Raw genomic sequence first — 10,665 nt, 5'->3', positions numbered from 1 at the left:
ACAATGCTATTTAATTGCCAAAATGTTGGGCATTGCTGCCCAACCTACTTGCTTTTTCTTCAGAGAATGGGGACGTGCTTTGGATATTATTGTTATGTAATCAATTTAAAACGTACTCGTCACCACACCAGCCTCAATCACCTTTGCCTCAATCGTTTTCCCACTCGATAAATTCTTAACCCGAATAACTTCCCCCTCACCCCCTTTCTCCAACGCCTCACCCGGCATGGACGCCGAAATGCCATCGCGGTTGGCGATGATTTTTATTTTTTCGCCGCGTTTGATTAGTTGCGGTTGGTCGATTAAATCCGGGCTGAGGATTTGATTGGCGCGGATGCGGCGTTTGGCTCCCATGCCGATGATCTCGGTTGCGCGGTGGTAGAAGCCGCGTTGGAGTTTGGCGATGTCGGTTTCCTGAGTTTGTAATTGGTTGCGTTGAATGGTTTCGCCGCGATTGATGACGGCGGTGCTGGTTACTATGGGGAGAAATACTTGCATGTCGCTACTGACTTTTATTGGCCAGCCTTTCATGCCTGAACATTCCAGTGTTAATTGTTCGCGAGATAATTTTGTTGCATTGCCGCCGCTGACTTTTATTTTTGTGGGGCAGGGTGTGAGTTTATTTGTGCTGGTTAACGGAGTGTTTACCAATACGAGACGCATGCCTTGCCAGTTTTTTTCGGCGGCTTGTTTATTCATCAAGGTTTGCAGGTGTTGGTGAATGGCTTGATCGATTTGCTGATCAACAGTTGGTTCGGCATTCACGATAGTGGCGATTGAACATAGCAATATCAAAAAGCCCGCTACAAATTTCCAGCGCTCTATAAAAGAGGCATGTGCGAAACGCTCTACAGTGCCTGCAACGAGACCCGAAAGAACATCTGCGAAATTGCATCGAAAAATTAACAAAGTACATGCGGAAAAACTGCTTCCGCATGCTTTTCCCCTTTGGTCCAAATGCGGAAATGTCGCTGGCGTTTTTGCGCGCGTCGATTTAATAAAATTCAATGAAATCAATTTGATAAGCCTCGTTTTATCTCTGGGCATGCTTCCTGCTAAAGCTGTGCCATATCACTCCTTATGAGCATTTGGATTATGAGTATAGATATTGATAAGGCGTTGGGTGTTCATGCGCAGGCGCTCGATTTGCGCGTTCAGCGCAGTGAAATTCTTGCAGCAAACCTTGCGAACGAAGACACACCCGGCTTCCAGGCACGTGACCTGGATTTTGCGCGCGAACTGCAACGCGCGGATTCGCCATTTGATATCGGGGACATCAGTGTCGGGGCAGACGGAAAGTCAGTTCCGCAACTGCTGTATCGCACCCCCATGCAAGCGTCACTGGACGGCAATACGGTTGACCTGAGCATGGAGCAATCCAATTTTTCTAAAAATTCCATGGATTTCCAAACCAGCCTGACATTCCTGGATATGAAATTTCGCGGTTTGAAACAAGCGATAGAGGGGCGTTAAGAAATGGCTTTTGATTCGATTTATAAAATCGCCGGTTCGGCGATGGGCGCGCAAACGGTGCGCCTGAATACCATCGCCAGTAACCTGGCTAACGCCGATTCGGCGGCAACACGCGCGGAAGATGTGTATCAAGCGCGCAAGCCGGTGTTCGCCGCAATTTATGAAAATGACCAGATGACGCGCAGCCAGGGGATGGGCGGCGCGCATGTGCAAGTGCTGGATGTGATTACGGCGGGCAATGAGCCACAGCGTCGTTACGAGCCGAATAATCCACTCGCGGATCGCGATGGTTATGTGTTTTACGCGGATATCAACCAGATCGAAGAAATGACCGACATGATGGCGGCCACGCGCAATTACGAAACCAATGTGGAAGTGCTTAATCGCATCAAAGGCATGCAGCAAGGCTTGCTGAAGTTGGGAGAAGCGTAATGGCGACAGTTAATAACAACACTGTTTCTAACCCTTACAGCATCGACCAACTGCCCACTGTAAACGTCAGTGATGCGACGCAGATGGAAAATAATTTCATCAGCCTGATGGTGGCGCAGATCCAGAACCAGGACCCGACCAAACCGATCGATAGCACCGAGTTCCTCAACCAGTTTTCGGCAATGAGCCAGGTCAAGAGCATGGAAAACATGACCAGCCTGAGCAAAAGCAATTTGGTGTTGATGGATAACCTGCAAACCCTGACTGCCGCCGGATTGGTGGGGCAGGAAGTGAAAGTCGCGGTGGATAGCCTTGATGTCGGCAGTGATTCAATCAAAGGCCAACTCAACCTGGCACATGCGGCCGGCGCGGTGGAGGTGAAATTGACCGATGTTAACGGCGTGAGCAAAACCCTGAAGCTAGGTTCGCAGGCGCCTGGCCTGGTGCCGGTGGAAATCAATCCGGCGGCGTTGGGTTTATCGCCCGGTAAATACAAGGTGGAAATCAGCAGCGACAGCGGCGAATACCCGACCCTGGAGGTTAATGGCCTGGTAAACAACGTGCGCGTAAGTGCCGATGGCCCGGTACTGGACGTAGCCGGTGCCGGCGCAGTGCCTTTCTACAAAATCACGGAATTCGGTCAGGCTCCGCTTGCCGGGTTGCTTTAGTCAATCAGAGGAGACATCAACTCATGAGCTTTAATATCGCCCTGACCGGCCTGAGCGCGGTCAACGAACAGTTGGACACCATCAGCAACAACATCGCCAACGTCGGCACTACCGGTTTTAAATCCTCGCGCACCGAGTTCGGCAGCATCTACGCCGACAGCCAGGCGATGGGTGTGGAGGTGCTTGGCCAAACCCAAAGCATTAGCAAAGGCGGTTCTTTGGTGACTACCGGTCGCGATTTGGACCTGGCAATTTCTGGCGGCGGGTTTTTTGTGACCAAAGCTTCTACCGGCAATTTGAATTACACCCGCGCCGGTGTGTTTGGTACCGACAAAAGCAATTTTATCGTCAACGCCGCTGGCCAGCGTTTGCAAGGGTATCCGATTGATGCCAGTGGCAATTTGCTGACTGGGACTATGAGCGACCTGCAATTGCAAAACGCCAACTTGCCAGCGAAAGCGACAGATTCCCTGGCATTTGTGATGAACCTGGATGCGAATGAAACGGTACCGACTGTAGCCCCGTTCGATCCGGCCAATGCCGATACCTTTAACTCCACTTACACCACCAAGGTGTTTGACTCGCAAGGTAAAGAGCACACCCTGACCCAGTATTTCGTCAAGACCGGTGCCAATACCTGGAACGCCCATTACTACGCGGATGGTGCGGCAGTAGGTGCTCCGCAAGCGTTGACGTTCAATACTTCCGGCCAACTGACTGCTCCGGCCGCGCCAGTAACGGTAACTTTTTCTCCGGCAGGCGTTGATCCGGTTGCGGTGGCGGTCGACTACAACCGTTCCACCCAAACCGGTTCCAATTTTGTCGTGACCACTAACCGTGCTTCCGGTTATGCCTCCGGCGAGCAGATTGGCATTGCGGTGGAGAAAGATGGAAAAGTCTACGCCAACTACAGCAACGGCGAGCGCATGTTGCAGGGCCAGGTGGCGCTGGCGAATTTTGCCAATGTGGGCGGTTTGCAGAATGAAAGCGGCACTAACTGGAGCGAAACATCCGAGTCCGGTGCGCCCATCATTGGTGTTGCCGGTGTTGGCGTGTTTGGCGAATTGCGTACCGGTGCGCTGGAAAACTCCAACGTGGATTTAACCCAGCAACTGGTGGGTTTGATGGAAAGCCAACGCAACTATCAGGCGAACACCAAAGTGCTCTCCACCGATAAAGAGCTGACCCAAGTGCTGTTTGGCGCTATCTAACGGAGGCAATGATTTATGGATCGCCTCGGTTATACCGCCATGACTTCCGCCAGCCGCACACTGCTTTCCATGCAAGTGCGTGCTAACAATCTTGCCAATGCCAGCACCAACGGCTTCCGCGCTGATATGGAGCAAGCGCGCGCCGCCAGCATTCAAGGCTACGGCTACGACAGCCGCCATATGGCGCTGGCGCAAAACAACGGGGTGGATTTAACCCCCGGTGCCTTAATCGCCACCGGCCGCGACCTGGATTTTGCGATCCAGGGCCAGGGCCTGATCGCGCTCGAAAGTGGCGACGGCGAGGTTTACACCCGCAACGGCAATATGCAGATCGATGCTTCGCAACGCCTGACCATTAATGGCCGCGCGGTGTTGGGCGAGGGTGGTCCGATTGTGCTGCCGGAATACGACAGCCTCCATATCGGTTCTGACGGTGTTGTGTCGGTGCGCCCGCGCGGTGAAACGCTGATGACCGAAGTGGATCGCATCAAGCGTGTGGATGTTGCTGCTGCCGATCTCGCCAAAGACGAAAACGGCATGCTGGTCACCAAAAGCGGCGCGTTAGCAGAACAGAGTGATGCAGTGACGCTGGTATCCGGCCACCTGGAATCCAGCAACGTTTCCGCGATTGAAGAGCTGGTGGCATCCATGAGTTTGAACCGCCTGTTTGAAACCCAGGTAAAGATGATGAAAGCGGCGGAAGACCTTTCCAACGCCGGCAATCGCATGATCCGCGGCAGTTAATCTGCTGTTATCGCCAAGAGGAGAAGCATTATGAGTTCAGCATTATGGGTCAGTAAAACCGGGTTGGCGGCGCAGGATAAAGCGATGGCGACCATCGCCAACAACCTCGCCAACGTTAATACCACCGGTTTTAAAAGCGACCGCGCGGTGTTTGAAGATTTGTTTTATGCCATCGAAAAACAACCGGGTGCGCAGGCGGACCAGGTCAATACGATTCCGTCCGGTATCCAGTTGGGCAGCGGTGTGCGCATTGCGGGCACGCAAAAGGTGTTTACCGAAGGCAATGTGCAAACCACTGGCCAGCCGATGGATTTAGCGATTATCGGCAGCGGTTTTTTCCAGGTGGAGTCACCCTCTGGTGAAGTCCTGTATACCGAAAGCGGCCAACTGCAATTGAATGCGGAAGGGGTGATGGTAAACGCGCAAGGTCTGCCGCTGGTGCCAGCGATAGAAGTGCCGGCGGGCGCCAGCCGTTTTACCGTGGGTAGCGATGGCATTGTTACCGCCGTATTGCCGGGCGATACCAATCCGGTGGAGCTGGGCCAGATCACGTTGGTTAATTTCGTTAACCCGGCCGGCCTGGAAGCGCTGGGTGGCAACCTCTATAAGGAAACTGTCGCCAGTGGCGAGCCGGTGGAAGGGGTTGCCGGTGAGGAAGGTTTGGGGTTAATCAAACAAGGTGTTTTGGAGGGTTCCAATGTGCAGGTGGTGGAAGCCATGGTGTCGATGATCGCTATCCAGCGCGCCTATGAAGCCAACGCCAAAGTGCTGGATGCTTCCTCCAGCATGCAGCAATTCCTCAACCAGAACGTGTGAGTCATTGTTGATGAAATCATTCGCCTCTCTTTTCACCTTGCCTGTCGCCTTGTCCGCCGTGGTAGCCCTGAGCGGTTGTCAGCACTATGCCAAGGTGACGGGTGAAGATACCGACGATTACCAGCCGCCGGTACTGGACTACAGCCAGCCGCCTGCTACACGTGGCGGCTTGTTCCGCGCCGGTTATGCATCGGGTTCGTTGCTCCAGGACAAACGCGCGTTAAGGGTGGGCGATATCCTCACCATCGTGCTGGATGAATCTACCCAATCCAGCAAAAGCGCTGGCACCAGCTACGGTAAATCCTCCGATGTGGGCATCGGTGTGCCGCGCGTGCTCGGTAAAGATTATCCCGATGCGGAAACCTCTATTTCCAGCTCGCGCGATTTCAGTGGTGCCGCTGAGAGCTCCCAGCAAAATGCCTTGCGCGGCGCTATTGCGGTCACCGTGCATCAGGTGATGCCCAACGGCACGCTGCTGGTGAAAGGCGAGAAATCCCTGCGGCTAAACCAGGGCGATGAGTTCATTCGCCTGAGCGGTTTGGTGCGCGTGGATGACATCAACAATAACAACCAGATCAGCTCGCGCAATGTGGCCAATGCCCGTATTTCCTACTCGGGGCGCGGCGCGCTGAATGAAAGTAACCAGGCCGGCTGGTTGACCCGTTTCTTCACTAATCCGTTGTTCCCGCTCTGATCAATGATGGGCCTGGAGCCATAATTTATGCGTATTTCCCTTTGCTGTTGTCGCCTCGCCGCTGCCGTATTGTTACTCGGGGCGATGGTTATTAAACCGGTTCAGGCAGTGCCGCTGATGGATGTGGTGGATATTGAAGGTATCCGTACTAATCAGTTAGTAGGCTATGGATTGGTGGTTGGCCTGGATGGTACCGGCGATAAAAACCAGGTGAAATTTACCAGCCAATCCACGGTGAATATGGTCAAGCAATTCGGCATCAACTTGCCGCCGAATATCGACCCCAAACTTAAAAATGCTGCCGCCGTAATGGTGACAGCGACTATCCCGCCGTCGTACGGACCGGGGCAACATATTGATGTAACGGTTTCTTCGTTGGGCGACGCCAAAAGCCTGCGCGGCGGGCAATTGCTGATGACCCCGCTGATGGGTGTGGATGGCGAAACCTATGCGCTGGCGCAGGGGGCGTTGATCGTTGGCGGTTTAAATGCGCAGGGGGCGAGCGGTTCCAGCGTCGCCATCAATACTGCCAACACCGGGTTGATTCCCAATGGTGCGACGGTTGAGCGCTCCATCGCCACCGATTTTGCGGACCGCAAGGACATCATGCTGAATATCCGCGAACCCAGTTTCCAAACCGCCACCAAAGTGGCAAATGCGATCAACGCCAAATTCGGCACCAGCGTCGCCACCGCATTGAACGGTACCCAGGTTTCCCTGCAAGCGCCGCTCTCCGCCGGCCAGCGCACCAGCTTTGTAGCGATGCTGGAAATGCTGGAAGTGGATACTGGTCGCACCCGTCCGAAAGTGGTGTTCAACAGTCGCACCGGTACGGTCGTTGTGGGTGAAGGTGTGCGGGTAAAAGCGGCCGCCGTGGCCCATGGCTCGTTGACGGTGACGATCAACGAATCCTCCCAAGTCAGCCAACCGGGCGCGTTTTCGCGCGGACAAACGGCGGTGACGCCGCAATCGGATATCGCTGTGGACCAGGAAGCCAATGCTATGTTCAAGTGGCCGGAAGGCGCGAGCCTGGACAGTATTATCAGTACCGTCAACAGCCTGGGCGCTACGCCGGATGATGTCATGAGCATCCTGCAGGCGCTGGAAAAAGCCGGTGCGTTGAATGCTGAATTGATTGTGATTTAAGGAATAGGTTCGATGAGTATCGTCTCCCTCAATAACTCAACCAATCCCTCGGCCGGCACGAATACTATCGCCGGCCAAAAACCAGCGCTCGATATGGCCGCCGAACAATTCGAGGCCATGTTCTTGCAGCAAGTGCTCAAGCAAATGCGCAAGGCGGGTGATGTGCTGGCGGCGGATAATCCATTGCGCAGCCGCGAAATGGACACCATGCGCGATTTTTACGATGGTGTTCTGGCCGAAACACTCGCTGGAAAACGCCAGACAGGCATTGCGGATATGCTGGTAAAACAGCTTTCCGGAAGTGCCAGCCAGGCTCAATCAGTCAGTGAAGCCGGTGAACAAGCACAAGCTGCTGCGATGCCGGAGCGTCGTTCAGCGGCGATGGATAATTCGTTAAGCCTCAGCAGCCTGCGCAGTAGTTGGCAGCGCGGGGTGGATAGCCTGGAAAATATCTGGGACAAAGGTTCGGCCAGCTTTAGCGCGCTGGTGGATTCGGTAATCAAACAGGAATCCGCTGGCCGAGTGGATGCGGTTTCCAGCAAAGGCGCCCTCGGTGTTATGCAATTGATGCCTGAGACCGCGCGCCAGATGGCACAGGAGCTGGGGGTGCAGTTCAATCTTCATCGCCTTACGCGCGATGCTGACTACAACAAACAATTGGGAACCGCCTTTATGGGCAAGATGCTGGACCGGTACGACGGTGAGCAAGCGCTCGCCCTGGCTGCCTATAATGCCGGCCCGGCACGTGTGGATGAATGGCTGGAGCGCAATGGCGATCCGCGGTTGGGACAAATCAGTACTTCGGCCTGGGTGCGTCAAATTCCGTTCAAGGAAACCCGCGATTACACCAGCCGTATCCTGTCCGAACTCGGCCAATCCGGTGCGGTAAATACTCGCAATATTCCTGTGTCTGCCGAGCAAAATTCATTTAATCGCGCCAATGATCCGGTCGCCTTAAACAAGTAGGCGAAATACAGGAAAGACAATTATGAGTTCACTCAACAACATCGCCCTGAGCGGGGTGCGCGCTGCGCAAGTGGCCATTGCGACGACTGGCCAGAATATCGCCAACGTCAACACCCCTGGCTTCAGCCGGTTAACCACGATTACCCAATCCCTTTCCGGCCCCGGCGGCTTGAATGTGGGCGGTGGTGTTGAAGTGAGCAGCATTCGCCGGATGGCGAGCGAATTCCAGAACCAGCAGCTCTGGCGGGCGACCACCGAGCAAAACTATTTCGGCGCGCGCCAGGAATACCTCACCGCGCTGGAAGGGTTGATGGCGGGTGAAGGTTCCAGTATCAGTGTTGGCCTTGATCATTTTTTTGCAGCCTTAAGTGAAGCCAGTGCGACCCCTAACTCTATCGCCCTGCGCCAGCAAGTGCTGGCGGAAGCAGGCAATCTGGCCCAGCGTTTTAATGGCCTTAGCAGCAATATCAACGCGCAGGTACAGGCATTACACGAGCAGCGCACGGCGATGGCGACGGAAATCAACGGGCTGACCGATAACCTCGCCAAACTCAACAAAAAAATTGTGGAGACCGAAGCGGTTAAGGGTGATACCACCGCGTTACGCGATCATCGCGACAGCCTGGTGAAAGATCTCAGCAAGTTCGCCTCAATTCGGGTGAACGAAACACCGGATGGCGCGCTCAATGTGTCTCTGTCCAACGGCCAGCCATTGGTATCCGGTATTTCAGCGGGCGAGTTGCAAATCACAGTCACCATGACGGGCGAGCAGCAAGTATCGCTGGCATTCCTTGGCACTAATTTTCCCCTTAAGCAGGATGGTTTCGGTGGCGCGTTTGGCGGTTTATATGATGTTGAATACGGCGATTTGCGCCCGGCGATGGATGCACTCCACGAAATGGCTGACCAGTTCGCCGATAAGGTCAACACCACCTTGCTTACCGGTTTTGACCTGGCTGGCAACCCTGGTACGGCGTTGCTGGCCTATGATCCAACCAGCGCCACAAAACTATTGCAGGTGAATGCACTGGCGCCGGAAGAACTGGCGTTTTCATCGGCGGCAGGTGAAACGGGCAATAACGAAGTATTGCTGGATTTATTAGCCATCAAAAGCCAGAACATCACCCTCGGTGGCAGTTCGGTGACCATGAACGATGCCTACACCGGGTTGTTAGGGCAGGTGGCGAGCAACAGCCGCCAGAACCAGGCGGATTTGAAATCGACTACCACAGTCACCCAGCAGGCCCAGTCCCAGCGGGACAGTGTGAGCGCGGTTAGCCTGGACGAAGAAGCGGTGAACCTGATGACGTACCAGCAGGCTTACCAGGCCAACATGAAAGTGATTTCAACGGCGAACCAATTATTTGATGACATGCTCGCCGCCTTCTAGGGCCGCCGCATTCCACCGGAAAACACAGATCCAGGATTAAACCGATTTAAGGGGCAGCACATGCGGATTACCAATGCACAGATCACCGCCACCATGCATAACTCTATGAATGGCAATTCGGCGCAATTGGGCAAGATCATGCAGCAATTGGCGACCAACAAGCGTATGTTGTTGCCGTCGGAAGATCCTATCGCCAGCGTGCGTGTCATGCGTGTGCAGCGCGAAGAGGCGAGCCTGGAACAATATCGCAAGAACATCGATAACGTCTCCGGCAGCCTGTCCACCCAGGAGGCCAATTTAAAATCCATCTCCGACGCCATCCTCAATGTGCGCGACCGTTTGCTCTGGGCTGCCAACGGCTCCAACACCAGTGAAGACCTGTCCGCGATTGCGGGCGAGCTGGAAAACCTGGAAAAAACCCTGTTTACCGCCACCAACGTACGCGATGAAGAAGGCCGTTATTTATTCTCCGGTACCTTGAGCGATACACCGTCAGTCACCTATGACGCCGCGACTGAAACCTACTCAGTGACCGGCAATGACAAGTATCGCCAGGCGGCGGTGGCTAACGGTGTATTGGTGGAAGAGAACGTGACGGCGATGAATATCTTCGGCGCCGGCATGGATATGCTCAATGAATTGCACGCAGTAGTGACCATGCTGAAAGATCCGGCGCTCGATGCATCTGATCCGGCTGTGGGTACGCAAATCAGGGCTACTATTGATCAGTTGGATGTTACCCACAGCAAGCTGCTGGGCAACATTACCGAACTGGGCGGCCGTCAAAATACGTTGGCATTGCTCAGCGATAGTAATGATGAAGTGTCGCTGGTGAACAAAAAAATCGAAGGCGAACTGTCGCAACTGGATTATGCCGGCGCGACTATCGACCTGAACAACTATCAACTGGCATTACAAGCGACCCAGAAAACCTACTTGAAAATTAACCAGTTGTCCCTTTTTAGCTTGTTATAAGCGGGGAATATTGATCAATGAAGATTGATACGCAGACTGCCGTTTCCAGCGCACTCGAAGCCAATAGCCAGGCTTACAGTCGCTCGCGCCTCAACCCTGCGCCGCAGCGCAACCAGGCGGCGCGTGCCGTCGACGGCAACACGGCAGAAG

At 54.3% G+C, this 10,665-nt stretch carries 12 protein-coding genes; 11 read left to right on the top strand and 1 reads right to left on the bottom strand.

Features of this window, described 5'->3' with window-relative positions; translation table 11 throughout:
- Window positions 1-105 precede the first annotated feature (105 nt).
- The gene (flgA, locus tag A596_RS10610) at window positions 106-909 is read right to left on the bottom strand and encodes a flagellar basal body P-ring formation chaperone FlgA (protein WP_160280125.1); all 804 of its coding nucleotides are present in this window, start codon (window positions 907-909) and stop codon (window positions 106-108) included.
- Window positions 910-1,095: 186 nt separating this feature from the next.
- Here flgA and flgB point away from each other — a divergent pair, with 186 nt between their 5' ends.
- Genes flgB through flgL form a run of 11 tightly spaced genes read left to right on the top strand, consistent with a single transcriptional unit; the run spans window position 1,096 to window position 10,515 of the window.
- Window positions 1,096-1,473 (top strand): flagellar basal body rod protein FlgB, encoded by a 378-nt coding sequence (gene flgB / locus A596_RS10605; protein WP_039914675.1) that lies wholly within the window; start codon window positions 1,096-1,098, stop codon window positions 1,471-1,473.
- Window positions 1,474-1,476: 3 nt separating this feature from the next.
- The gene (gene flgC / locus A596_RS10600) at window positions 1,477-1,905 is read left to right on the top strand and encodes a flagellar basal body rod protein FlgC (RefSeq protein ID WP_039914674.1); all 429 of its coding nucleotides are present in this window, start codon (window positions 1,477-1,479) and stop codon (window positions 1,903-1,905) included.
- Entirely contained in the window at window positions 1,905-2,573 is a 669-nt protein-coding gene (locus A596_RS10595) for a flagellar hook capping FlgD N-terminal domain-containing protein (protein WP_039914673.1), read from the top strand. Before flgC ends, A596_RS10595 begins: the two co-directional genes overlap by 1 nt.
- Before the next feature lie 23 nt (window positions 2,574-2,596).
- The gene (flgE, locus tag A596_RS10590) at window positions 2,597-3,784 is read left to right on the top strand and encodes a flagellar hook protein FlgE (RefSeq protein ID WP_039914671.1); all 1,188 of its coding nucleotides are present in this window, start codon (window positions 2,597-2,599) and stop codon (window positions 3,782-3,784) included.
- A 15-nt stretch (window positions 3,785-3,799) separates the two neighbouring features.
- Entirely contained in the window at window positions 3,800-4,528 is a 729-nt protein-coding gene (locus A596_RS10585; protein WP_039914670.1) for a flagellar basal body rod protein FlgF, read from the top strand.
- A 30-nt stretch (window positions 4,529-4,558) separates the two neighbouring features.
- Complete coding sequence (gene flgG, locus A596_RS10580) at window positions 4,559-5,344, top strand: flagellar basal-body rod protein FlgG (RefSeq protein ID WP_039914669.1); 786 nt, start codon at window positions 4,559-4,561, stop codon at window positions 5,342-5,344.
- A 10-nt stretch (window positions 5,345-5,354) separates the two neighbouring features.
- Complete coding sequence (flgH, locus tag A596_RS10575) at window positions 5,355-6,038, top strand: flagellar basal body L-ring protein FlgH (RefSeq protein ID WP_039914668.1); 684 nt, start codon at window positions 5,355-5,357, stop codon at window positions 6,036-6,038.
- 27 nt (window positions 6,039-6,065) lie between these two features.
- A complete protein-coding gene (locus tag A596_RS10570) occupies window positions 6,066-7,184 on the top strand; it encodes a flagellar basal body P-ring protein FlgI (protein ID WP_039914666.1) in 1,119 nt (372 codons plus the stop codon).
- A gap of 12 nt (window positions 7,185-7,196) precedes the next feature.
- Window positions 7,197-8,150 (top strand): transglycosylase SLT domain-containing protein, encoded by a 954-nt coding sequence (locus A596_RS10565; RefSeq protein ID WP_084128234.1) that lies wholly within the window; start codon window positions 7,197-7,199, stop codon window positions 8,148-8,150.
- 22 nt (window positions 8,151-8,172) lie between these two features.
- Window positions 8,173-9,540, top strand: a complete 1,368-nt coding sequence (flgK, locus tag A596_RS10560) for a flagellar hook-associated protein FlgK (protein WP_039914665.1) — start codon at window positions 8,173-8,175, stop codon at window positions 9,538-9,540.
- Between the two features lie 60 nt (window positions 9,541-9,600).
- Window positions 9,601-10,515 carry a flagellar hook-associated protein FlgL gene (gene flgL / locus A596_RS10555; RefSeq protein ID WP_039914664.1) on the top strand — a complete coding sequence of 305 codons (915 nt, stop codon included), beginning with the start codon at window positions 9,601-9,603 and terminating at the stop codon, window positions 10,513-10,515.
- The last annotated feature ends 150 nt before the right edge of the window (window positions 10,516-10,665 follow it).

Origin of the sequence: Cellvibrio mixtus subsp. mixtus J3-8 (assembly GCF_000766945.1) — a bacterium.
Taxonomy (GTDB): Bacteria; Pseudomonadota; Gammaproteobacteria; order Pseudomonadales; family Cellvibrionaceae; genus Cellvibrio; species Cellvibrio mixtus_A.
Note: the sequence above shows the minus strand (reverse complement) of the source record. Positions and strands in the feature narration are given on the sequence as shown.

What these genes read in the sequence shown, in the direction of transcription:
- flgE (WP_039914671.1), top strand. Translation starts at nt 2,597, where the DNA reads ATGAGCTTTAATATCGCCCTGACCGGCCTGAGCGCGGTCAACGAACAG.
- flgK (WP_039914665.1), top strand. Translation starts at nt 8,173, where the DNA reads ATGAGTTCACTCAACAACATCGCCCTGAGCGGGGTGCGCGCTGCGCAA.
- flgB (WP_039914675.1), top strand. Translation starts at nt 1,096, where the DNA reads ATGAGTATAGATATTGATAAGGCGTTGGGTGTTCATGCGCAGGCGCTC.
- A596_RS10595 (WP_039914673.1), top strand. Translation starts at nt 1,905, where the DNA reads ATGGCGACAGTTAATAACAACACTGTTTCTAACCCTTACAGCATCGAC.
- flgG (WP_039914669.1), top strand. Translation starts at nt 4,559, where the DNA reads ATGAGTTCAGCATTATGGGTCAGTAAAACCGGGTTGGCGGCGCAGGAT.
- A596_RS10565 (WP_084128234.1), top strand. Translation starts at nt 7,197, where the DNA reads ATGAGTATCGTCTCCCTCAATAACTCAACCAATCCCTCGGCCGGCACG.
- flgL (WP_039914664.1), top strand. Translation starts at nt 9,601, where the DNA reads ATGCGGATTACCAATGCACAGATCACCGCCACCATGCATAACTCTATG.
- A596_RS10585 (WP_039914670.1), top strand. Translation starts at nt 3,800, where the DNA reads ATGGATCGCCTCGGTTATACCGCCATGACTTCCGCCAGCCGCACACTG.
- flgC (WP_039914674.1), top strand. Translation starts at nt 1,477, where the DNA reads ATGGCTTTTGATTCGATTTATAAAATCGCCGGTTCGGCGATGGGCGCG.
- flgH (WP_039914668.1), top strand. Translation starts at nt 5,355, where the DNA reads ATGAAATCATTCGCCTCTCTTTTCACCTTGCCTGTCGCCTTGTCCGCC.
- A596_RS10570 (WP_039914666.1), top strand. Translation starts at nt 6,066, where the DNA reads ATGCGTATTTCCCTTTGCTGTTGTCGCCTCGCCGCTGCCGTATTGTTA.